The sequence below is a fragment of the Chryseobacterium oryctis genome (genome assembly GCF_025971925.1).
Taxonomy (GTDB): Bacteria; Bacteroidota; Bacteroidia; order Flavobacteriales; family Weeksellaceae; genus Chryseobacterium; species Chryseobacterium oryctis.
In genome coordinates, this window is record NZ_JAPDHV010000002.1 from 447,650 (window position 1) to 471,940 (window position 24,291).

Annotated in this window: 22 protein-coding genes; 8 read left to right on the plus strand and 14 right to left on the minus strand. The window is 32.7% G+C overall.

Annotation, left to right across the window (positions count from 1 at the left end; translation table 11 throughout):
- Positions 1-76 precede the first annotated feature (76 nt).
- Positions 77-1,753 (plus strand): 2-succinyl-5-enolpyruvyl-6-hydroxy-3-cyclohexene-1-carboxylic-acid synthase, encoded by a 1,677-nt coding sequence (menD, locus tag OH806_RS05885; protein ID WP_264742741.1) that lies wholly within the window; start codon positions 77-79, stop codon positions 1,751-1,753.
- On the opposite strand, the gene OH806_RS05890 is transcribed toward menD, so the two are convergent.
- Positions 1,750-2,376, minus strand: coding sequence for an aminotransferase class IV (locus tag OH806_RS05890; RefSeq protein ID WP_264742742.1), 627 nt, complete (start codon positions 2,374-2,376; stop codon positions 1,750-1,752). The two genes, menD and OH806_RS05890, sit on opposite strands and share 4 nt — an antisense overlap.
- Complete coding sequence (locus OH806_RS05895; RefSeq protein ID WP_264742743.1) at positions 2,360-3,337, minus strand: aminodeoxychorismate synthase component I; 978 nt, start codon at positions 3,335-3,337, stop codon at positions 2,360-2,362. The genes OH806_RS05890 and OH806_RS05895 overlap by 17 nt, the downstream gene beginning before the upstream one ends.
- A gap of 47 nt (positions 3,338-3,384) precedes the next feature.
- Here OH806_RS05895 and OH806_RS05900 point away from each other — a divergent pair, with 47 nt between their 5' ends.
- From OH806_RS05900 to OH806_RS05915, 4 genes are all read left to right on the plus strand, one after another.
- A complete protein-coding gene (locus OH806_RS05900; RefSeq protein WP_264742744.1) occupies positions 3,385-4,107 on the plus strand; it encodes a hypothetical protein in 723 nt (240 codons plus the stop codon).
- A 73-nt stretch (positions 4,108-4,180) separates the two neighbouring features.
- On the plus strand, positions 4,181-4,909 hold the full coding sequence (locus tag OH806_RS05905) for a beta-carotene 15,15'-monooxygenase (protein WP_264742745.1): 729 nt from the start codon (positions 4,181-4,183) through the stop codon (positions 4,907-4,909).
- A gap of 3 nt (positions 4,910-4,912) precedes the next feature.
- Positions 4,913-5,998, plus strand: coding sequence for an AI-2E family transporter (locus OH806_RS05910; protein ID WP_264742746.1), 1,086 nt, complete (start codon positions 4,913-4,915; stop codon positions 5,996-5,998).
- 16 nt (positions 5,999-6,014) lie between these two features.
- On the plus strand, positions 6,015-6,269 hold the full coding sequence (locus OH806_RS05915; RefSeq protein WP_264742979.1) for a DUF3820 family protein: 255 nt from the start codon (positions 6,015-6,017) through the stop codon (positions 6,267-6,269).
- 56 nt (positions 6,270-6,325) lie between these two features.
- On the opposite strand, the gene uvrB is transcribed toward OH806_RS05915, so the two are convergent.
- The 3 genes from uvrB to OH806_RS05930 all read right to left on the minus strand — a co-directional run bounded on the left by uvrB (position 6,326) and on the right by OH806_RS05930 (position 10,153).
- Positions 6,326-8,317 (minus strand): excinuclease ABC subunit UvrB, encoded by a 1,992-nt coding sequence (gene uvrB, locus OH806_RS05920; RefSeq protein ID WP_264742747.1) that lies wholly within the window; start codon positions 8,315-8,317, stop codon positions 6,326-6,328.
- A gap of 64 nt (positions 8,318-8,381) precedes the next feature.
- Entirely contained in the window at positions 8,382-9,776 is a 1,395-nt protein-coding gene (locus tag OH806_RS05925; RefSeq protein ID WP_264742748.1) for a M56 family metallopeptidase, read from the minus strand.
- Between the two features lie 5 nt (positions 9,777-9,781).
- Positions 9,782-10,153, minus strand: coding sequence for a BlaI/MecI/CopY family transcriptional regulator (locus OH806_RS05930; RefSeq protein WP_264742749.1), 372 nt, complete (start codon positions 10,151-10,153; stop codon positions 9,782-9,784).
- Positions 10,154-10,263: 110 nt separating this feature from the next.
- On the opposite strand from OH806_RS05930, the gene OH806_RS05935 reads away from it, so the two are divergent.
- Positions 10,264-11,481, plus strand: a complete 1,218-nt coding sequence (locus tag OH806_RS05935; RefSeq protein WP_264742750.1) for a PQQ-dependent sugar dehydrogenase — start codon at positions 10,264-10,266, stop codon at positions 11,479-11,481.
- A gap of 42 nt (positions 11,482-11,523) precedes the next feature.
- On the opposite strand, the gene OH806_RS05940 is transcribed toward OH806_RS05935, so the two are convergent.
- The 6 genes from OH806_RS05940 to OH806_RS05965 all read right to left on the minus strand — a co-directional run bounded on the left by OH806_RS05940 (position 11,524) and on the right by OH806_RS05965 (position 19,001).
- Positions 11,524-13,959, minus strand: a complete 2,436-nt coding sequence (locus OH806_RS05940) for a TonB-dependent receptor plug domain-containing protein (RefSeq protein WP_264742751.1) — start codon at positions 13,957-13,959, stop codon at positions 11,524-11,526.
- Between the two features lie 211 nt (positions 13,960-14,170).
- A complete protein-coding gene (locus OH806_RS05945; protein ID WP_264742752.1) occupies positions 14,171-15,547 on the minus strand; it encodes a tryptophanase in 1,377 nt (458 codons plus the stop codon).
- An 87-nt stretch (positions 15,548-15,634) separates the two neighbouring features.
- Positions 15,635-16,252: a DUF502 domain-containing protein gene (locus OH806_RS05950; protein WP_264742753.1), complete on the minus strand. Its 618-nt coding sequence runs from the start codon at positions 16,250-16,252 to the stop codon at positions 15,635-15,637.
- 27 nt (positions 16,253-16,279) lie between these two features.
- Positions 16,280-16,858: a MiaE family protein gene (locus OH806_RS05955; RefSeq protein WP_264742754.1), complete on the minus strand. Its 579-nt coding sequence runs from the start codon at positions 16,856-16,858 to the stop codon at positions 16,280-16,282.
- Positions 16,859-16,904: 46 nt separating this feature from the next.
- Entirely contained in the window at positions 16,905-18,002 is a 1,098-nt protein-coding gene (locus OH806_RS05960; RefSeq protein WP_264742755.1) for an acyltransferase family protein, read from the minus strand.
- Between the two features lie 111 nt (positions 18,003-18,113).
- A complete protein-coding gene (locus OH806_RS05965) occupies positions 18,114-19,001 on the minus strand; it encodes a neutral zinc metallopeptidase (RefSeq protein ID WP_264742756.1) in 888 nt (295 codons plus the stop codon).
- Between the two features lie 180 nt (positions 19,002-19,181).
- Here OH806_RS05965 and rplU point away from each other — a divergent pair, with 180 nt between their 5' ends.
- Both rplU and rpmA read left to right on the plus strand, forming a co-directional pair.
- A complete protein-coding gene (gene rplU / locus OH806_RS05970) occupies positions 19,182-19,769 on the plus strand; it encodes a 50S ribosomal protein L21 (protein WP_264742757.1) in 588 nt (195 codons plus the stop codon).
- Positions 19,770-19,787: 18 nt separating this feature from the next.
- Positions 19,788-20,045 carry a 50S ribosomal protein L27 gene (gene rpmA, locus OH806_RS05975; RefSeq protein ID WP_072963606.1) on the plus strand — a complete coding sequence of 86 codons (258 nt, stop codon included), beginning with the start codon at positions 19,788-19,790 and terminating at the stop codon, positions 20,043-20,045.
- Between the two features lie 342 nt (positions 20,046-20,387).
- On the opposite strand, the gene OH806_RS05980 is transcribed toward rpmA, so the two are convergent.
- The 3 genes from OH806_RS05980 to OH806_RS05990 form a co-directional block, all read right to left on the minus strand.
- Positions 20,388-22,913, minus strand: a complete 2,526-nt coding sequence (locus tag OH806_RS05980; protein WP_264742758.1) for a DUF5686 and carboxypeptidase regulatory-like domain-containing protein — start codon at positions 22,911-22,913, stop codon at positions 20,388-20,390.
- Between the two features lie 305 nt (positions 22,914-23,218).
- Positions 23,219-23,581, minus strand: a complete 363-nt coding sequence (locus tag OH806_RS05985; protein ID WP_264742759.1) for a hypothetical protein — start codon at positions 23,579-23,581, stop codon at positions 23,219-23,221.
- A 124-nt stretch (positions 23,582-23,705) separates the two neighbouring features.
- Entirely contained in the window at positions 23,706-24,161 is a 456-nt protein-coding gene (locus OH806_RS05990; RefSeq protein ID WP_264742760.1) for a hypothetical protein, read from the minus strand.
- Between the last annotated feature and the right edge of the window lie 130 nt (positions 24,162-24,291).

The following is a 24,291-nucleotide window of genomic DNA, read 5'->3' on the forward strand; positions in this document are numbered from 1 at the left end:
TTAACGAGTTGCTAAAATACAGATTTTTAATTAAATTCTTTTTTTGTATTAAGCATTTATCAGTTAAATTTGCTGTATGAAAAAATATTCTTCTAAGAGAAGTATTCAGATACTTGCACATCTTCTACAGCAGTACGGAATTTCAGATATTGTAATTTCACCAGGATCAAGAAATGCACCTTTGGCTATTCATTTTTCAGAAATGGATGTGTTCAATTGTTATAGCATTGTTGATGAAAGAAGTGCAGCTTTTGTAGGAATGGGTATGGCAATGAGTGAAAAGAAACCTGTTGCTATTACATGTACGAGCGGTTCTGCGGCGGCAAATTATTACCCTGCAATTACTGAAGCTTTTTATTCGAATGTTCCGTTGTTGGTTTTAACGGCTGACAGACCTACTGATTTTGTAGATATTTTTGACGGACAAACAATTAGACAGAATAATCTTTTTCATCAACACTCTTACGGAGATTTTCAGCTTTTGGAAGATAGTAAAGAAAATGCTGAGGATATTAATTTTGATATCATTAAAAAAGCAATCGAACTTTGTTTTGAAAAGCAAGGTCCGGTTCATATCAATATTCCGCTGGAAGAGCCTTTGTATGATTTGGTTTCAGAACTTCCAACTTTCCCTACCGTTGAAAAAACGATTAAAATAAAGGAATATGAAATTCCTTCTAACCTTGTTGCAGATTGGAATACATCACAAAGAATCATGCTTTTGGTTGGGACAAGGGATTATAGTCCTGAGCTTGAAAATCAATTGACGCAATTGGTTAAAAATCATTCGGTTGTTGTTTTGTGTGAGGCGAATTCTAACTTAAAACATGAAAAATTCTTTAGTCATATAGATCGATATATTTTCAATTTTACAGAAGAAGATTATAAAACATATGCTCCTGATTTATTGATTACTGTGGGACAGAATGTTGTTTCTAAAAAAGTAAAACAGTTTTTAAGAAGTGCTCGTCCGAAACAGCATTGGCATCTGGATGAGGTTTGGCAACCAGATACTTATTATTCTTTGACAGAGAAAATAGAAGTAAAACCAGAAGTTTTCTTTTCTAAATTGTTGAAATTCATTAACCTTGAGCCTAGAGCTTATTTTAATCTTTGGGATGTTTTAAGAGATAAAAAAGATGCAAAACATAATCAGTTTTTGAATATGGTTGAGTTTTCGGATTTTTATTTCTTTAATAAGGCTTCACAAACGATTCCTGAAAATTATAATATTCATTTTAGCAATAGTTCGGCAATCAGATATGCACAGTTGTTTGATTTTGGCAAGAGAAAAATCTATTGCAATAGAGGAACAAGCGGAATTGATGGTGCAACTTCAACAGCAATGGGCTTTGCTATTAAAAATACAAATCCTACCGTTTTGATTACGGGAGATTTGAGTTTCTTTTATGATATCAACGGACTTTGGAATCAATATATTCCTCCTTTTGTACGAATTATTATTTTTAATAACGGAGAGGGTAATATTTTCAAGATTATTCCTGGGCCAAGAAATGCAAATTCAAATACTTTAGATGAATTTATTGCTACAAAACATCGTAAAAATGCTGAAAATATAGCGAAGCACTTCGGGTTTTTATACACAAAAGTTGAAGATGAGCCAACATTAGACCGAGTTTTGGAGAATTTCTTTAAACCTGATGCTCAACCTAAAATATTGGAAGTTAATACCTACGGAAAAAATAGTGCAGATATTTTGAAGGCTTATTTCAATTTTATGAGTGAAAACTAAAGGTCTAAATACTCTTCATTTCCGGGTAAATTGGTAATTTTATTAATTGGATAAATAAACATATCATCAAAGTCATTCAAAGCATTAATAAGTTGAAAATGAGAAAACTGCTTAATATTTTGCAATGTGATCTCTGTTTCTTTAATTTTCTTGTTTTTGAGAAGGTGTTGCCTTTGAACTCCGTTTAAAAGATAGGTTGCAGGTGTAAACCATTCCTTGCCTTTTAGAAATAAAAGGTTAGAGAAAGAAGTATCTGTAATGTGATTGTTTTTTACGATGATGATTTCTTCTGCTTTAGATTTCATCTTCATTTTTTCAAGTTCTTTTCTATCTTCAAATTTGAATGAGTAGTCAAAATTATTATTCTCAACCAGTTGAAAGCTATGAATTTCAGGGATTGCATAAGGAATCATTTGTGTACGGATTTTTTTATCTAAATCATACACAATTCTCAATTTGTAAAGACCGTCTTCATCGTGCTCCAGGCTTTTGTAAATTTTTTCTAAATCAATTGAACCTTCCTTCCCGAAATGGGCAAAAGTTTGATTTATACGTTTTTGATGAAAATCTAATAAATAAATTTTCTGGTCTTCTACTTTAATGCTTTCAATGAATTGGGACATAAATTTTGTTTTTCATTTCTTGATATTCGTCTTCTAATTTACTCTGGTGAGTGATTCCTCCACCACTTTTAAAATAAAGATTTTCTCCTTCTTTTTCAATAAAACGTATCATTACACAACTGTCGAGGTCTTTACCATCAAACCAGCCACAAACACCTGTGTAATAGCCTCTTTCATAGCCTTCTGCTTCCAAAATTATTTCAAGCGTTTTAGGTTTTGGTGCACCTAAAATAGAACCTGCCGGAAGAAGTTTTTTCATAATGCTCCCTATTTTTCCGTCAAATTCAGGTTTTATATAGCCCGAAATTTCAGAACTCATAGCCAACAAATCTTTTTGCTGGGTTTTTATAAAATCGATGTATTGAAATTTGTCAACCTTCACTTCATCTGCAACCATGCTAAGATCATTTCGGAGTAAATCGACGACAGTGTAATGCTCTGCTTTTTCCTTTTTGTCATTTTTCAAGGTTTCCGCTGCATTTTCCAATGATGCATCAATAGTGCCTTTCATTGGGTAAGTCAGAATTTTTCCGTTAATAATCTTTACAAAAGTTTCAGGAGAAAAAAATACAAAAAAATCTTTATAAAAAACCTTGTATTTCGCACTTGAATGGTAAAAAATTTCCTCAAGCGTTAAATTGGTCTCAATTTTAGTTTTTCGGGTATAATTTGTGAGATAAGAATTTCCTAAACGAATATTTTTTTGAACTTTATCAAAACCGGTTTTGAAGTTTTCTAAATTTTCCGGGAACGATTTCCATTCTATTTTTTTGTTTAAATCTTGTTTCTTTTTTGCGTTTGAAAATGACTGAAAATCAATTAATAAACCTGATTTTTCAAATTCGTTTTCTTTAAATATTTCTACATTCTCTGAAAGAAAATCAATTATAAAAAAATAGGGAACCTTCTGAAGAGAAAGCTCGTCCATTTCCATAAATTTTTGATGATTAATTGAAAACATTCGACAAAAGTAATTATTGATGTTTACTTTTGCACAAAATTTTTTTGATGCAGAACAAATATCCACAGAAACCGGGAATAGATTTTATACTGAAGCAGGCTTTTTTCTATTGGAATAAAACGTTGGTTTTCCAACTTATGTTTTCCATTATTTACTTTGCAATATTTTTTACAAGTTTCTTCTTTTTAGATTCTAGATTCGGAATTCTTGAAATGAGATATGAAGTAGCAGAAGCTTTTAAAACTGGAACAAATGAATACTTAGAAAAGGTTGCAGAAATTAGTTCTACAGAAAATTATCAAAAATTTTTATACGGAATTATGGGAACTTTGATTTTTTTGTATCCTCTGAACCTTGGGTTTTTTCAGATTTTCAGAAAAATAGATTTGAAAGAGAAAATTGTGTTGGGAGATCTTTTTGCGGGATATAACGGATTTAATTTCTTTAAATATATAGGATATTATATCTTCTGGTTCTTTACTTATCTAATGGTTACTCAAACTATTATTCTCCCAATTATATGGGTTTTTGTTACTTTGTTTGTTGCTCCGCTCATGTTTTTTACGAACAAAAGAATTTTTGAAGCGATTTCAATTAACTTTAAAGTACTGAAAATGTATTTTATTGAAATTGCCGTTTGTGTAATGGTTGCTTTTTTCTTTAAATATATTGGATTTGCTTTATTTCTTATAGGAGGACTATTTACTTTTCCGTTTTGGAATGCAATGATTTATTCTTTGTATACAACTATTTTTACTGAGAAAAATTAAAAAAATAAGACTTTTGGTATAAATGTTTTACCAAAAAAAGGTAAATTTGGTTAAAACCATAAAACATTAAACCATGTCTGAATTTGAAGAATTTGACCAGCAAGGCTCCGTTCCCACCAAAGAAACCGGAGCTATTATCTCACATGCTTTTGAAATGTATAAAGGAGTAATTCTTTACGCTGTTGTTGCAATGCTCATTTATGTAATAGCAGATTCTGTTTTGCAATCTATTATAGGTTTTAATTCTTGGAGTATGGTTGAGGAGATGAAAGATTCAGACGGGGATATTTCAAATTTCAAATATTATCATTCCCCAGGATTATCTTTGTATTATTCCTTTTCTAGTGTTTGGGGAGCGCTTTTATCACCTTTGTATATCGGGTTGATTTTTATTTTGAACAAATACAATACAAAAAGCGCAGTTGAATTCTCCGATTTATTTATAGGATATAGACAGAACTTTCTGAATATTTTCATTTATAGCTTAATTACGCATGTGGTTTTAAGAATAGCTTTGGCAATGTGTGGAATTCCGTTCTTTTTTGTTTTTCCACTTTTTCTTTTAGGATATCCTATTCTTCTTTTTGAAAATGCAACAGCTATGGATGCTCTGAAAAAATCGTATGAAATAGCAAAAGATAATTATGGAACATTTTTGGGTGTTTCATTTTTAGGATTAATATTGAGTTTCTGTGGTTTTTTGGCTTGTTGTATTGGGATATTGGTAACAGGAACTTATATTACGGCAGTGATGTATTCTACCTATTGTGCTTTTTTAGGAAAACCAAGGCAAATATTATAAAAAATGAATAAAGAAGATCAAATAAGTAATGTGAAAATAAAGCAAGTAGCTTTGATAGCTATTGTATTGGTACTTACGGGGTTAATATGTTTTAATTTAGCTCTTTTTATACCTTCTGTTTTAGGTGCAATTACTATCTATGTGGTTTGTAGAAAATATAATTTTTATCTACAGGAAGAAAAAAAGTGGAAACCTTGGGCTTCGGCTTTGGTTCTAATGCTTGCCAGTTTGATTATTCTTATTTTACCCATTTATTTTATAGGAGACTTATTGATTGAAAAGCTCGGAAATGCTCAAGCTTACATGGATAAATTCAATATGTTTTTAGAGAAAATACATTCTTATATTTATTCAAAAGTAGGTTTTGATATTTTGAGCAAAGAGAATATGGATAAGCTGAAAAACTCAGTGGCTCAATTTTCCACAAAGGCTTTGAGTAGTACTTTCAATACACTTACTGTAATCGCGTCACTGTATTTTATTCTTTATTTTATGCTGGAAAGACCAAGGCTTTTTGAAAGAGTTCTTACTTCTTCGGCTCCGTTAAAAAGAGCAAATATCTCTTTGATTGGTGATAAAATGAGAAAATTAATCATAGCAAATGCTATCGGAATTCCGGTTGTTGCGCTTGGGCAAGGGATTATGGCTTTGATAGGGTATTTTATCTTTGGAGCACCTAGCCCGGTTCTGTTATTCGCTTTAACTGCGGCTGCTTCTATGATTCCTGTTGTTGGCGCTGCGATTGTTTATATTCCTATCTGTATTTTTATGATTGCGGAAGGGAATACCGGAAGTGGATTGGGATTGGCTGCCTATTGCTTGATTGTTGTTGGGTTAACGGATAATTTATTAAGATTTACTCTTTTAAAAAAATTAGAAAATATACATCCGTTGAATACCGTTTTCGGGATTATCATGGGAATGAATTTATTTGGTTTTATGGGTCTTATTTTTGGTCCTATTTTGATTTCTCTTACCCTTTTGCTGATTCAAGTGTATAGAGACGAGTTTTCAGATGATGATACCCCTGAACTGAAATTACCCGATAGTCACGAAAAACTAGAAAAGAAAATTGATATAATAATATAAAATTGTGGAAGAAGGAATAAACCCGGAAATACTAAAAGAAATTTGTGTTGTAAAAATGCCGTTTGGAAAATATGAAGGAACCATTCTTGCTGATTTGCCAATAAGCTATCTTGAGTGGTTTCACCGAAAAGGAATGCCTAAAGGTAAACTTGGAATGCAACTTTCAACCATTTATGAGATAAAACTGAATGGATTGACAGATTTGCTAATTCCCATTCGGGGAGATGCACCGAACTATAATAAGCCTAAAACTAAAACATATAAATTCTAAAATATTTTCGGCGGCATCGAAGATGCCGCCGAAAATATTCTTATGCTATGATTTAATTATGATTTCAATGCTGCAATTTCGTCTCTAAGTTTTGCCGCTTTTATGAAATCAAGATTTTTTGCTGCCGCTTCCATTTCTTTTTGTTTTTGAGCAATCATTTTTTCAATGTCTTCGCTTCCATAATTTGCTTTTGCTTCGGCAACTTTCTGTAAAATTTGTTTCTGAGTGTATTTTTCATCAGGAAAATCTTTACTTCTTCCGACTAAGCTTTCAGAAATCTTTTTATTAAGAGCTTGAGGAACTTTTCCGTGTTCTTCATTGTATTTCATTTGTTTTGCTCTACGATATTCCGTTTCATCAAGAGTTGCCTGCATAGATTTTGTAATTTTATCTGCATACATGATTGCCTTTCCGTTGATGTTTCTTGCGGCACGACCAACCGTCTGAATCATAGACCTTCTGCTTCTTAGCATTCCTTCTTTGTCAGCATCAAGAATTGCAACCAAAGAAACTTCAGGCAAATCAAGTCCCTCTCTTAATAAATTCACACCGATTAACACATCAAAAAGTCCGACACGTAAATCCTGCATAATTTGTATACGCTCAAGTGTTTCAACGTCAGAGTGGATGTATCTGGTTCTTATTCCAAATTTTGTAAAGTATTTTGTGAGTTCTTCCGCCATTTTTTTTGTTAAAGTTGTTACCAAAACTCTTTCGTCTGCATCTGCTCTTTTCTGAATTTCTTCCATTAAATCATCGATTTGATTTAAAGAAGGTCGTACTTCAATAATTGGGTCTAAAAGTCCTGTGGGACGAATAATTTGTTCAACGTATTCACCGCCTGTTTTTTCCATTTCATAGTCGGCTGGTGTTGCAGAAACATAGATCACCTGATTCTGCATTTCTTCAAATTCATTAAATTTTAAAGGGCGGTTATCCATTGCTGCGGGAAGCCTGAATCCGTATTCTACCAAGGCTTCTTTTCTGCTTCGGTCTCCTCCGTACATGGCATGAACTTGCGGAATAGTAACGTGGCTTTCATCAATTACCATCAAAAAGTCTTTCGGGAAATAATCAATCAGGCAGAAAGGTCTTGTACCTGGAAGTCTGCCATCTAAATAACGAGAATAGTTCTCAATTCCAGAGCAATAGCCCAATTCTTTTATCATTTCAAGGTCAAGCTCGGTTCTTTCCTGTAATCTTTTAGCTTCTAATGGTTTTTCAACAGAATTAAAGAAATCAACCTGCTTTACCATATCATCCTGAATATCTCTGATTGCTCCGTTTAAAGTTTCTTTTGATGTTACAAAAAGATTAGCGGGATAAATTTGAATTTGGTCAAAACTACCGGTTACATTTCCTGAAACAGGGTCAAAACTTTGAATTTTTTCAATAGTATCTCCAAAAAACTGAATTCTTATAGCGTTGTCCGCATAAGCAGGAAATACATCAATGACGTCTCCTTTTACACGAAATGTACCTCTTTGAAATTCGTTTAATGTTCTGGAATATAGTGCACTAACTAATGAGTGTAGAAGGGCTGTTCTTGTTGTTTTTTCTCCAATTTCAAGAGAGATTAATGATTTATGAAATTCATTAGGGTTTCCGATACCGTAAATACATGAAACCGAAGCGACTATCAATACGTCTCTTCTCCCAGAAAGCAAACTTGCTGTTGCTGAAAGACGGAGTTTTTCTACTTCTTCGTTGATACTCAGGTCTTTTTCGATATAAGTTCCTGTTGTGGCAATATAGGCTTCAGGCTGATAATAGTCGTAGTAACTTACAAAATATTCTACAGCATTTTCAGGAAAAAACTCTTTAAATTCCATAAAAAGCTGAGCTGCCAAAGTTTTGTTATGAGCTAAAACTAAAGTCGGACGCTGAACGTTTTGCACAACATTGGCAACGGTAAATGTTTTACCCGAACCAGTAACCCCCAGTAAAGTTTGGTACTTCTCACCGATTTCTATTCCTTCGGTAAGTTTTTTAATGGCAGTGGGTTGGTCTCCGGTTGGTTGATATTCTGATTGAAGCTTGAATTTCATACATCAAATTTATGAAATAAAAAAGAGTCCTGAATCGGACTCTTGTTAAATTTGTTTTTAATGCTTATTCAAAACTCATCGTTACGGGCAGGGTAAATCTTGTATCTACTGGTTGTCCGTCTTGAGTTGCGGGTTTCCAAGGTGTGTCTTTAGTAACAGCTAGTATTGTTCTTCCTAATTCAGTGTTCATTGCTTCGTTATTTCCTGTTACGGAAACTGTCTTTATTTTTCCTTCTTTGTCAATGGATATAAATGCTGTAGATTTTAACACTCCTTTTTTTATTCCTTCAATATTTTTTGTATTAAAATTTTGAGCAACTTCATTTCTTAGGACATTCATTCCTAAAGGATATTCAGCTTGTACGAAGTTGGCGTTGTTCTCCGGATTCTCGGCTGGATTTCCTTGAATTGACTGCGCTTCCTCTTTTGTATGGGTTTTGTGATTTGGTCGAATTGTGTCTAAGATTTCTTTTTCATCATTTGTGTATTTTACCTCCTTATTTTCAATTAATTGTTTTTCTTCATCCAATCTTTCCTGAATAGAAGGAGAAGGTATGTTTTGTGTTTTTTGGGGTTGTATGTGTTTTGTGATTTGAGTTACTGGGGCATTTGCGTATGTTTTTTGTACAAATAGACCGAAAGCAATAATTAATACAGGAATACTGATTATTTTTTTGATTCCTGTAAGGTTAGATTTTTTTCTGTTCATCATAATAAATCGTTTTTTGGTGTTGTTAAAATTAAATGTATGGGTAAGGCTATAATTTTGAGACGAAATGATTTCATCAAGAATCAATGTTTGGTATTCTTTTACATTGAAGTTGCTTTTTAGAACGGTTTCATCTGCTAAAAACTCATGGTTTGTAATAATTGCTTTTTTATAAAAATATAATGCAGGGTTGAACCACATAATAGCTTTTAAAAATTCAATAAAAAGTAAATCCATACTGTGTTTTTGTTCCAAATGACTCTTCTCGTGCAAAAAAACTCGCTCATCTATTTTGTTGTTAACGAAGTAATTTTCACTTAAATAAATTGTTTTCCAAAATGTGAAAGGTGGAAGCTGTTGTTTGGTAATTATGATGTTGACGCTTTGATAAGCAATCTTTTTTCCTTTTATTTTTTTAATTTTTATAACGGAAACTATTATTTTAGTTAAAAGAATGAGTGTTATTGTTCCATAGATAATCCCAATAAGATAAATCCAACTAAAAGTTTCTTCTTTTGAAGTAAGGTTTAAAACTTGTTGAGTCGTTTCTTCAAATAATATTTTTGGATTGCTTACCGATTTCGGAATTTCTGTTTTTATGGAAACAAAGGGAGCAACCAACGAAAATAATAGTGATGAAATCAAGAAAAACCGATTGAACTGATGCATTTTTTCTTTTTCCAAGAAAATATAATACAATCCAATTAGTAAAGAAGAGCACAGAATTATTTTGAAAATAATTAATTCCATTTTTTTTATTCTTTTATCTGTTCATCAATTATTTCACGAAGTTCTTTCAGTTGTTTTTGAGTAAGTTTTGCATTTGAAGTAAAAAAAGAGGCAAACTGTGTTACTGAGCTATTGAAAAAACGATCAATCATGGAAGTCATTTCTTCCTTGAAATATTCTCCTTTTGCAACTTTTGGAAAGTATTCGCGAGAATTTCCATACAATTTATAGCCTATCAAATCCTTGTTTTGCATTCTTTTTAGAAGTGTAGCAATTGTTGTGGTCGCAGGTTTGGGTTCGGGATAAGACTCCAAAATATCTTTCATGAATGCCTTTTCTTTTTCCCAAAGAATTTCCATGAGGTCTTTTTCGGAATCTGTCAGTTTTATTTCTTTCATGTTCTACGTTTTTATATTTCGTTCTACAAATGTAGAATAAAAATTTAAACTACCAAATTTTATGGCATTATTTTTCCATTCATAATGTTGAATTAATTTACGATACCATCATGAAAATCAATAATATCCATATTTTATCTTTCTGTTTATTACTTTTTTTGTCGTCTTGCGAAAAAAACAATATCAATGCACAACAAATAGGAGGAGATGGTAGTGTGGAAACCGAGAAACCAAATTCTAATTACAAACTGGCATTTGCCGGGCAGACGAGAATAAAAGCAGTAAAAACTTCTACGCCATATCTTATTGAAATTTTAAATAAAGATTTGGGAAGACCTTGGGGAATTGTCAATTTACCTGACGGAAAGTTTTTGATTACAGATAAAAGAGGTTATATGAATGTGGTTTCCGGTGATGGAAAAGTAGTTGCAAAAATTGGAGGATTTCCGAAAGTAGATTCAAAAGGGCAAGGAGGAATGCTTGATGTAGCAATCGATCCGGATTTTAAAACCAATAATATTATCTATTTCAGTTTTTCAGAACCTTTTGGTAAAGGAAATCTTACTTCTGTTGCAAAAGGTAAACTTTCTGAAGATTTAAAAAATATTTCTGATGTGAAGGTGATTTTTAGGGCAGAACCTTCTTATGATGGAGATAAACATTATGGAAGCAGGTTGGTTTTTGATAAAGAAGGAAATTTATTTGTAAGTACAGGAGAGAGGTCTGATAAAGTAACAAGAGTGTATGCTCAAAAAACGGATAATTATTTGGGTAAAATATTGAAAATAACCAAAGATGGGAAACCAGCTCCCGGAAATCCATTTATTGGGAAATCAGGATTTATGCCTGAAATTTATGCCTACGGAATTAGAAATCCTCAAGGTTTGGCAATTGATGAAAAAGGAAATCTTTGGGAAACGGAAATGGGACCAAGAGGAGGTGATGAAATTAACCTGATTCAAGCGGGGAAAAATTATGGTTGGGGTGATGTCTCTTACGGAATTGAATATTCAGGTGAAAAAATAAATAATGGAACAACGCAAAAGACAGGAACTGAGCAACCTGTTTATTATTGGGATCCTGTAATTTCACCAAGCGGAATTACGTTCTATACAGGTAATATTGATGAATGGAAAGGTAATTTAATGATTGGATGCCTGAGTGGAGAGCATATTAACCGAGTGATAATAAAAGATAATAAGGTTGTTGGTGAAGAGCGTTTGCTTGAGGATAAAAATGAACGATTCCGAGATGTTTTAGACGGGATTGATGGTAATCTTTATGCCATAACCGATAGTGGAAAACTTTTTAGAATTTCCAAAAAGTAAAGTAAAAAGACTTCCGAAATTCAGAAGTCTTTTGAAAAAATATTAAAATTTGAAATTAAATCTCGCAAATGCCTGTCTTCCCGAAAATCCCATCTGAACAGGGTCAAAAATTCCTCCCGATTCTGTATTTCCGTCAGATACAGCTGTTTTTTGTAACGTAGGATATCTATTGAATAAATTTTTGCTTCCGATGGTAAGGCTTAGGTTTTTTGAAAATTCATATCCAAAAGATAAATCTGTGGTTACTTTTGGTTTGTAGGTTTGGTAGTCATCAGCTCCATTGTAGCCAATCAGAGTTACTTTGTCGAATCTTACCAATTGTAGATTAGCATTAAATTTGTTGATTTTATAGTTTAAATTTAAATTGATTTTGGTTTTAGGAGCAGAGGCTAAAATAAATGCTCTTTCTCTTGGGCTCAGGTATATCTCTTCTTTTCCTTTTAATTTTTCTGAAGTATGAATGGCGGTAATTTCCATTTCATTGTAATTTCCTGCTAAAGTTGCTGTCAGTTTTCCTTTTCCTATATTTTCATTGTAACTTAAAATTACGTCAACCCCTTTTGTTCTGGTATCAACGGCATTGGTAAAGAATTGTGCCTGGTCGATATGATTTTCAGCTAAAATACCACCAATTGCGTCATCATCCTGAGTAAAATTTCCTGTTAAAACGATTCGGTTTTTTACATTGATATAATAGCCGTCAATTGTTGCGGTAAATTTTCCTGTGTTATAAGTAAATCCGGCACTTCCGTTAACGGATGTTTCTTGTTTCAGTTGAGGTATTCCTACTTCATTAGCTAATTCGCTATCGTTTGAAGCTAATTGTATTGTTACTAAATTTCCTCCCTGAAAGTTGGTAAACTGCAAACTATAATATTTTTGAGCCAAAGAAGGCGCTCTAAACCCTGTAGAAACAGATCCTCTGAAAGCGAATTGAGGAGTAAAGGCGTACCTTGTTGCGAACTTTCCGTTAATTGTGCTTCCAAAATCATTGTAATTTTCAAATCTTCCGGCAACACTTACCATCCAATCTTTCGTGATGTCTAGCTCTGTGTCTACATAGGCTGCAAAATTATTTCTGCTTTTACCAATTTCCTGAGAATATCCCGGAAATCCTTGTGAACCTCCCGGTCTTATTTCTCCGGTTAAAGGATTTTTTACTAATAAACTCTCATCGGTATCGTTGGTTACAATATTTCCGTTAATATCATACATCGCATAAGAAGCTTCCTCTCCCTTGATGATATTGAATTTTTCATATCTAAACTCTGAACCGAAAGCAATGTTTAATCCTTCTAAAAGTTTAAACTGTTTTGTAGCATTAAATCCTGTAGTGTTTTGAAGCAAAGAATGTCCACCTGCGTTGAAGCTTGTGGGAGAATTTACCCCCAAAGTGGCATTAATTGTATTTTCGATTTGATAAGTAAACCTGTTGTTTCCGAAAGCATTGTAAAAATCAACATCCCAATCGGCTACTTTAAATTTTAGCCCATTATCAAAAGTAAAATCTGTGATGGTTGTTGCCTGAATCGGGTTAAATCCGTTTGGGTAAACTTCAGGAATATTTCCGTCAGCATCTGCACTTCTCGTCCATGCATAAGCATCTGTTTTTCTGTGTGAAAATCCTGGATGGGAATAAAATTTCAGATTATCAGATAAAGGGACTTCTATATTTCCGAAAAAATAAATATTTTGAGCTTTCGCATCACCAAAACGTTGTCTCGGAGCTTCATATTTTTCTGGATTTGCATTTCTGATAGCATATTCTTTATTGCTGAATTCTGCAGTAAAGTTTCCGAAACCTCCATTATTTCCTATTTTAGTTCCGAAATTTCCGTTGAAATTAAATGTACTTCCGTCAATTTTTTTGTCTGAAATGACATCATTGTCTCCCGGACTTTTGAAAAGATTCATGCCATAAAAAGCATTTCCTTCAAAGCCATGATCTCTGTCATTCAAAAGAACATTTACAACCCCTGAAATAGCATCAGAACCATATTGTGCAGAAGCTCCGTCACGAAGAACTTCAACTCTTTTTATTGCTCCGATTGGGATGGTGTTCATGTCATAACCTGTATTTCCGCGTCCTTTGGTTCCGAAAAGATTGATTAATGATGATTGATGATATCTTTTGCCATTTAATAACAATAAGGTCTGGTCAGGTCCTAAACCTCTTAAAGTTGCTGGGTCTACTGCGTCTGCACCATCGGAACCCGATTGTTTATTAGAATTGAATGAGGGAGCAGCAAACTGAAGAAGTTGGTTAACTTCTATCTGCCCAGTTGATTGGCTGACTTGTTTTATATCAATAACATCAATAGGGACTGGGGTGTTTACAACAGTTCGTTTTTTGTTTCTACTTCCTGTGATAGATACTCCTTCAATTTTAGCTTCTTTTGAAAGGGTATCTTTTACCTCTTGGGAATAAAACATTGATGTTGTGACAAGAAATATTGCACTAATATATTTAACTTTCATATTTATTCAGTTTTTCGGATTGTATATTATGTCAAAATTATTAAAATTTAGTTTTAAATTGTTAAAAAAAATCACTTTTTATTGATAAATATTTTTCAATTGAGTGTAATGTGTAAAAACTGAATAAAATATAAATATGCTTTATTGATTTTTAGCGCTTAACTCTAAAAAAAAACAATAAAAAAACCGAAAACAAGTTTCGGTTTTAATATTATGCTTTTTCAAGTTGTACTGTGAAGTGTCTTAACAAATCTGGTTCCCATGTAATTTTGTAACCTTTTGCTATTTCATCGCGTCTTTCGTATACGTTTTTGATGGCTGCGGCAATATAATCCATGTGATTGTTTGTATAAGTCCTTCTAGGGATTGCAAGACGAACTAATTCCAATTTTGGGTAACGGTTTTCTCTTGTTTCAGGGTCTCTGTCTGCCAACAATGTTCCGATTTCTACAGTTCTGATTCCAGCTTCTTTGTAAATTTCAAGGCCTAAAGTCTGTGCAGGGAATTCTGAACGGTCAACTTTTGGTAAAAAATTCAATGAATCGATGAAAACAGCATGACCTCCAATAGGCTTTTGAACTGGGATTCCGTATTCAATTAATTTGTTTCCAAGGTATTCAACCTGAGAAATTCTGCTTTCCAAATAAGCAAATTCAGTTGCTTCGTCTAGACCAACTGCCAATGCAGCCATATCTCTTCCTGCCATTCCTCCGTAGGTAATGAAGCCTTCGTAAATGATAGTAAAGTTTGATGCTTTTCTGAAAACTTCTTCGTTATTCAACGCGATGAAACCTCCGATGTTTACCAGCCCGTCTTTTTTAGAACTCATCGTCATTCCGTCTCCGTAAGAGAAAATTTCTTTACAGATTTCTTTGACGCTTCTGTTTTCTTGTCCTTTTTCTCTTTTTTTGATGAAATATGCATTTTCGGCAAATCTTGCAGAATCGAAAAATACAGGGATTCCGTATTTGTCAGAAAGTTCTTTTACTGCTTTCATGTTTTCCAAAGAAACAGGCTGACCTCCTGAAGAGTTACAGGTAATAGTAACTAAACAGAAAGGAATGTTTTCTTTTGGATGACTTTTATAAACTTCCTCTAATTTTTCAAGATTGATATTTCCTTTGAATGGATGAGGGTCGTTAATATCAAATGCTTCATCAATTGTACAGTCAATTGCGTGAGCTTTTCTAAACTCTATATGACCTTTGGTCGTATCAAAATGAGAATTCCCTGGAACAACGTCACCTTCTTTAACCAAAACTGAAAATAAAACGTTTTCAGCAGCTCTACCTTGGTGAGTTGGCAATAAATATTTGAAACCGGTGATTCTCTCAACGGTTTTCTGTAAGTCTTCGAATGAACGAGAACCGGCATAACTTTCGTCACCAGTCATTAATGCTCCCCATTGTTTATCAGACATTGCTCCTGTTCCGGAATCAGTCAATAAATCAATAAAAACTTGTGATGATTTTAGGTTGAATAAATTATAGTTTGCTTCTTTAAGCCATTGTTCTCTTTCTTCTCTTGTTGATTGACGGATTTCCTCAACCATTTTAATGCGGAAAGGTTCCGCGTACGGTAAATTCATGATAATTATTTATTAGATTGTTTGTAAAGAAAATTTATTTGAAATAATTCAAATTCATCAAAATATATTTAAAGCAAGAAAAAGAAGTTATTCTGGCGCTTTAAAAATATTATCATCCGAATGGAAGCCTGCTACACCGCCACTTACCGCAAATTTCATTGCAGAAGCAGCCGTCATTCCGACTACAGGTTTGATGTTCTTTTCTTCAGTAACAATTACCCATCCTGAAATAGCGTAAGAATGAGGAAGATAAACCGCAACATAATTGTGTTTGTCGACATCAGCCATTTCTTTTTGAGTTAAAAATCCAATTCTCCAGATTTCCGGGTTTTCATTTGTTTTTACCCAAACCGGATCATTGAATTTTTTCTTATCTCCAACAAATGAAGACATTACGTCTTTTGTTGGGGTGTAAATATGTTTTACGCCAGGGGTTTTTTCTAATAAGCTATCCATTGTATCAAAAAAGAATCTCCCGACCACAAATTTATTTCCTAAATATCCTAAAATTGCTGTAAATACTATCGTAGAAACAAAAACCAATCCCGGAAGCTGCTTTGCAACAGAAGGGAAAATATTGTCGATTGAGCTTACTATATACCATATTACGAAAATGGTAAGCCCGATTGGACCAATAATTACTAATCCCTGAAAGAAACTTTTAAGGAATGAATTGACAATATTTTCTAAAGTTGGCTTTTTCACTACGTTTTATCTGCTATTTTAATTTTTTTAACCGTGAATTGTTTCTTTATTACCGTAGGATTTTATGATTTTTGCTTCATATTCAAGCCATTCTTCCCATCTTGCATTTACTTTTTCAGGGTCACCAAGCTGCCTTGCAAACCCGATAAATGTTGTATAATGATTGGCTTCTGAAATCATTAATTCTCGATAAAATACTTTCAGTTCTTCATCTTGAATGTTCTCGGTAAGAACTTTGAATCTTTCACAACTTCTTGCTTCAATCATAGCAGCAAAAAGCATTTTATCAACAATTAAATCTTCTCTGCTTCCCTGAACGATAAATTTCATCAGTTCATTCACATAATCATCTTTTCTTGCTCTTCCGAATTGATATCCTCTTTTTTTGATGATTTCATGTACCTGATTGAAGTGGTCTAGCTCTTCCTGAGCAATGGCAAGAAGTTCTGTTACTATTTCAGTGTGTTCCGGAAGCATTGTGATTAAGCCAATCGCATTTGTAGCGGCTTTTTGTTCACACCAAGCATGGTCTGTTAAAATTTCTTCAATGTTTCCTTCTGCAATATTTGCCCACCTTGGGTCGGTAGGAAGTTTCAACTTGAACATGTTTTAAAATTTTTTGTAAAAATAAACTAAATTGCGAAAAGAGCAGTTATTTTATTTCGGAAGCAGTGTTCTTTCGTAAAAATGCTAAAATATTCCAGCCTAAAGTGTCAACTTTTTTTAGTCCTGCTGCGATGATGAATGCTAAAATAACATTAATAACATAAATTAAAATTATTAAAATCCACCAAGGCATATTTTCTTTTAGCGGAACTACTAAAAAATAAACTAAAGAAGAGCTTATTCCTTGTGCGAAATAGAAAAATATAGCATTCTTTCCGATGTGGGTTACAAAACTTTCTTTTGTAATTTTTAATCTGTTGTAAAAAACAAATAAGGTAAGTAACAAAAATAATGTCCAGACTATATAAGGTGTTTTAGGAGGAAACTTATTTTTATTAATCTTGTAGAAAATGTCATTTCCATAATACCAAAACATTGTTGCTAAAGCTACAGCAACCAAAACGTAAAGCATTGGGATTATTTTCGCGGGTATTTTCTTGCCTCTCATTCTGTTTGCTATTAAGAAAACAGCTAAGTAAAATGCAACATAACCAACCTGTCCTGTAGGATACAACCAAGGATATGCATTAAAAATTATGGTTAAAGTAATGCAAAGTCCGATAAACCAATTGACATGTTTTGGAAAAAATCTTAAAATTAAAACACCAAAAACAGTGAGAATAAAATAAACTTTAAGATACCAAAAGCTTCCCATTACAACAGGGAAAGTATCTGCATTGGTGTATTGGTGAAGATACCAATTTCCTAGATTTTGCCATTGAGGAACGGTTGAAATATTTGTTGTACTATATTTTGAACCAAATGTGGAATAAAATTTTTGGAGCCATTCAAGAGAAAAAAAACTTAATCCAAACACTTTAAAAAAGTAATCGAGGAAAAATAGAAGAGTTACAAAAATCATGTATGTTACTTGTAGCTTCAATAATCTATAAAATGTTTTCTCAATATTTGAACCGGAGGTGATTCCGCTTAAAGCGTAAAACAATGCGACATCGAATACTAAAGAAAACACCCTGACTTCAGTAGGAATGTAGAATTGTCCCGACCAAAAAGCTGTGTGGATGAATATAATAGAAAGGGTGGCTAATCCTTTTGCAAAATCAATGTATAGGTCTCTGTTCATTGTTTATGTATAATGTTCAAAAATAGATAATCTTTAGGAATATTTGCTAAAAACAAAAATGAGGTAAGACATGTCTTACCTCATTTCTCGAAATATATTAATGATGAATGTTTATTTAAGTTGTTTAAATTCTTCAGCAGAGATTTCTCCCGTTTGAATTTTTCTCAATTCATCCATATATTGACTCATATAAGCATCAAGTTCCGGATATTGAGAGTTTTTAGCCATTTTATATGTTCCATTTAGCACGCCTTGATAGTAATAAAAGAAGTTATAGTCAAAAGCAGATGCTGTAAGATCGTATTGTCCTAATAAGAATCCTAAACGAACAGCAGATCTTCTTTGTGCCGGAGTTCCGTGGTGATTAACATTTGTTGTTTGATTATCGCCAATACTATATGCAAATTCATAAGCTGAAGCAATTTGTGCAAACGTTGTTTGGTTGTATCCATTTGGTCTTCTTAAATAGTATCCAGCAAAACCGTCAGCTTCTAGTTCATTAGGTCTATACGTATTTTCATTTACGGTTGGTAGGTTAAAGATGTATTGTAGCTGATGCCCATATTCATGAGCGAGAATCATTGCATTTACAATATCACCACCTTTAGCTTTTGCGTCATAATAAATGGCATAACCATAGTAAATTTTCCCGCTGGAATATGAGATAGCATTGTAGGTTGAATTGGGAGACGTTGCATCATTTACAAAACGAAGTGTAGGAGCTGTTCTTCCCCAAAGACCTGCGATCTTTGTCATTTGTGTGTTCATGAAGTTTGTGTCTGTTGTTGTTTTTAATGTTGTTGTTAAAACAGAATTAGAACTCCAATTTGCATCTACATATTGACATGCTTTTTCGAGGTCACTCGGTGGATCAAGTTGTAAACTGTTAGTTTCAGCTTGTGGTAATACTGATTCTTCAGTGTTGTCGTTGTTGCAGGCTGCTAATGTAAAAACAGCAAATGCCCCCGCTAGCAAGCGGAAATTAAAATTGTTTTTCATATAAAATATTTTGGTAAAACGAAGTTATAAATTTATATGATATAAATCATCACGTTGTGGTGAAAAAATTGAAAAAAATATAAACTTGTTTTGTATATGAAAAAAGATGGGTTTGATTATAAAGTAATTGGAAATTAATTCTTATATTTGCACCTCGAAATAACTAAAAATTTATAAACAATGTTTGCAATTGTAGAAATAGCAGGGCTTCAATATAAAGTTGAGCAAGACCAGAAGTTGTTTGTAAACCGTTTAAAAGGAGAAAAAGGAGGAAAAGTTTCTTTCGATAAAGTTCTTCTTACTGTAAACGGTGCAATCACTGTAGGCGCCCCAGCTGTAAGCGGAATCACTGTAGAGGCAGAGATTCTTGATCATGTAAAAGCTGATAAAGTAATAGTTTTCAAAAAGAAAAGAAGAAAAGGTTACAAAGTGAAAAATGGTCACAGACAATCTTTGACTCAAATTCAAATTACTGGTATTACAGGTTTTGAAGGAGCTCCAAAGAAAGCTGCTAAAAAAGAAACAGCAAAGGCTGAATCTAAAGCTGAAGTTCTTTCTGATAACGCAACTGTTAACTTTGGTGAAGATCACGAGTTGAACTATCACTTAAAGAAAAACGGATTGTCTCAGTCAAAAGAAAACAGAGAAGCTTTAGTTACTTTAGGTAAAGCAGTTAAAGTTGAATTAGAAAAGACAGTTCTTACTCACGAAGAAGTTGATGCTGCTATCGTAAAGAATATTGAACTTTTTAAAGCACTTAATAAATAATAATAATCCACTAATAAAATGGCACACAAGAAAGGAGTTGGTAGCTCCAAAAACGGTAGAGAATCTCACTCTAAAAGATTAGGTGTGAAGATTTTTGGAGGTCAAGATGCTATTGCCGGGAACATTATTGTTAGACAAAGAGGTACTCAACACCACCCAGGTGCAAACGTGGGAATCGGTAAAGACCACACTTTGTTTGCTCTAGTAGACGGTAAAGTAGTTTTCACTAAGAAAGCAAATAACAGATCTTTTGTATCTGTAGAAGCAAACGCATAATTTATTTAAGCGTTTTTATAAAAAATAAAATCCTCAACATTAGTTGAGGATTTTTTGTGCCTAAAATTTTTGTTCAATTTGTTGCGAAAAATAGTATATGATAACGATCGCATTATAAAATATTTGTGGTAGCCGAAAAGCAGACAGAGTAAGCAACAAACTAAAACAAACTATTACGAACAACTTAAAAAAATTAACAAGAAAGAAAAACTATTTACAGTAGCAGCTTTAAACTGTCAATTGGTGCTCCAAATGGAGTATTTGGACAGCAGGCAAAACAGATTGCTTAAATGGTGTAATAGATACACCATGTAATTGCTAAATATATTGTATAGTTTTATTTTAAAAACCAATCTGAAAACCTGCTTTTATCCCAAATTTTGAAACATCAGGTTTGTCGAGATAATTTCCTCGCCAGTTGAAATCTACTCGGAAAATTCTTAGGTTTCCGAAGCCTATATTTTCAATTCCGAAACCGTATTCGTAATAAACATGATCACTTGGAGCAGTGTACCTTAGTCCGTCAACATTGATGGCTTTTGCTTTGTTACTTAACGTTCCATAAGCTCCTCTGATAAATGCGACTTCTCTAAGCTTTAGTTTTTTAATTAAAGGAATATAAGAAAGGATTTTACCGTTAAAATGATGCTCGAGATGTAGTGTTGCGTATGTGTCAGCAACAAACTCATAATAATTAAGCTGAGCAAAAGTATTCGGAACTAACCCATAAGATTGATTTCCAGGAATTACGTTTTGTAGTGCTAAAGGAACGGTGTTAAAATTTTTTCCAGCTTCAAAATTAATTAAAGTTTTACCCCAACTTCCTATTAAAAATGGTTTATGGAATAGAAACTGAAGTTTATTATAATTGTAATCAGCATTAAATAAACCTTCAATACCTCTTGTGTATTTTAAAACAATGGTTGGAGCTAAAGTTCCGTGTTCGTATCTGTCTACCCCGGTTTGTGAGAATTTTGCGCCTGGTCTTGCAATTAAGCTTAAAGTAACGTGGGAATCATTTACGGTTTGCCTTAACTCTCCATTTCTGTAATACATTAAGTTGAATCCGCTTGGGTTGGCAGATTTTATACTTTGCATCGTTCCGTCAACTCTGATTTGGAAATTTTTCCAAGGTTCAATAGACGCAAATACGTTTGTTTGATTTACTGAGCTTAATGAGGCGTTTTCTCCTCTTGCAAATACAGTTGAAGAAGCGAAAGAACGAGACATAATTCCATCATCATCGGTTAGCTGTGTCCCTAACTGAAGAATATCTCTTCTTGTTCCTATTCCGAGAGTAAATCTATTGACTCTATTAAACATATATCTACCTTCAACTCCATATTTGAATTGTTGGTCTCTAAAACCATAAGCTCCATAGAATTGTACTCTCCATGGATCATTTTGTGTAAAATATGTTCTGGCTCCAAGTCTTATTCTGTTTCCTTCAACTTCATTAAAGCCATATATTGAAAAAATAGGTCCTAAATCTATTCCTTTGGTAATATTGTAGTGACGAGACCCTAATGTTTCATATAATTTTACAATTCGATTGAATTTTGGAGTTTGTTTAAGTTTGTCGAGCATTTCATATACCCCTTGTTCAGCTTTGGTAAGAGAATCCGGCCTTGTTTTATTCCAGTATTCTTCGTCTTTATCTACAAATTTATCATCATATTCCTCTTCTTTTCTTACGAAAATCTTCTCATCCAAAGGCTTGTTGAAATCATACTGATAGTAATCGACTGAGCGTCTCGCAATAATACTTTTCGATTTTTTCTTTTTCGCAAAAGGAGTTAGTTCAATTGCTGTAACGAATTTTTTAGGTAAGAAAGTTTCATCATCAGGATTATCATATTCTAATTCGGTTGATATACTGTTGATGAAGTTTACATTTATCTTCTGGGTTGACTTTAATGTAGCTCCAATAACCGCATAGCTGTCGGTATCTATATAAAGATAACCCTGAAAAGCTAATACTTCTGTTCTTTTAGGCTGATACCGTATTCTGTATGCTCTTTCTCCATTTACAGAAATAGTATCAGTTAAATTATAATCATATGTGCTGAAGCCGTCAGTTCCTACAGGGCTAGGGAAACCTATGTCGAAATAATTTAAAGTATTATCGTAAATATTGATGTCTCGATAAAGGTTTTTTGCAGTAACGGTAAGTACTTGATTATCCTGAAATCCTGATGTTTTTTGAGCAACTAAAAGTCTTTTATTCTTTTTATTAGGCTTGTTTTCACCATAATTTTCATAGATAGATTCATTTAAAAAAATAGGAAGCGCCATTTTTCCACTTGCTGTAGAGTCTGCATAATCGAAAATAAAATCTAGCTTGTTGAAGATTTTTTTCTTCATGAAGGTGCTATCCAGATTATTGGCGTCAAACTGAATTTTTTCGTATTCTTTATAAGTATAGGTGTTGAATTTGTCTAATCCGTTGTTTCTTTTCCTTTTCCAAATTTCTTGCATGATTGCATAAGCTGGATTTTCCTTTTTGTTTTTATATTTTGGTTTTTCGTTGTGGATTACAACTTCCTGAATGTTTCCTACTTTTTCTTGAGAAAGTTTTACAAATATGTTATTGGAATTTTCCGGAGTTATATTTATGCTTTCCAAAGCATAGTTTTTTCTTAGAAATTTTAATTTATAAATAACGCTGTCTGATTGAACGCTAAAATTACCTGAAGTAGTTGTAATAGCGGGGTTATTGTTGTCGTTAATAAAAATATCTACACCACTGATTTCTTTATTTGTTTTAGAGTCTACAATTTTTCCGTTTGCTGTGTTTTGTGCATATACTAAACCAGAAATAAAGGTTATAAAGAAAAGGAAATGATATTTTGTATTGATTATCGACATTTGTTGTTTTTCAAGATAATAGCATTAAACAAAAAGTATGCTGTTTTTACTATAAAAAGTGAAAATGTTTTAAACTTTAATGATTTTAATTTATAAAGCTGCAAATGTAATGAAAAAAAGGCAGTGTTTATTGAAGATAAGCTAATCTATGATATAATTTGAAAGAATACACCGAATAAAAAAAGACTTACAGAAATGTAAGTCTTTTGCTCCTCCTGCTGGGCTCAATACTTAAGGTCTTTCATGTTGATATTTAGTTGTTTAGATGTTAACTTTTAATAGGGTATGCCTAAAAGTATGCCTTTTCATTCTAAAAGCACATTGATATAGGTAAAAGAATTTGAAAAGTAAATCAGTCTTATTTCTCTACTAGCAGGAAAATAGATATTCCAATAATGAACTTTACTAGTTATAAACTTGTGTATAATCATACCATCAGGAAGAATTTCAAAATTTACTCTTTCCACTCTATCTGATAAGGCTTTATTTATCCTGTTGTAGTAATGTTCAGATTTCTTATCAAATTCAAGTATTACAACTTCCAGTATATCCCAGTAAAATATAAGTTCTGTCCTGTGTGGAGTAAAGTTTAAAAACTTCTTTATTTCACTTCCTACCCACAAATAACTACAATAAGAATTGTCAGATATACTATCAGCTATGCTCATTAGATTTAACTCCCAATTATCATATTGGGAGCCTATTCTAAAAGGTATTTTTGGTTTCATAAAGATTGATGTATTAAAAAACCACTCTTTTTGGGAGTGGCTTCTACTGTAAACTAATGAATTATTATTTATAATAGTATTCTACATAATTATCATCAATACCATCTCCATTATGATCATAATGGTAATTTACTCTGCATTCATATTCTCCAGTGGTTAACTTTAAAATATCCCCATAAAAAGCATTATTAATGTTTATTTTCTTTGTGCTTGAATCATAATAATAACTTTTTGTTTGTGTTGGTGAAGAAACACAGGCATTATTTGAATTTAAATAGAATTCTTTTGTAATAAGTTTTCCATCACCTGTAAATTCAGATGTTGATTTTTTCTCACAATCATCTGCTGGATAATAAGTTGCAAGAACTTGATTGTTTTTTCCACTATAAATGACTTCTTTGCTTTTTTTCCAAACTCCAATTAAGTTTGATTCATTTGTATCTGAGCTTTCTGTAGAATCATTTCTACTACAAGAATTTGCAAGTATAAATGATATACAAATTATAATTAGCTTTTTCATTGTTTTAGTTTTTAATTCATTATTTCCTTCAAGAAATTTACTTTGACTAAATAAAAAATTGTTTTTCATATTTGATTTAATTGTTAATGTATGTTATCAATAGTAAAATGTTAGTAAGACCTAGAATAAT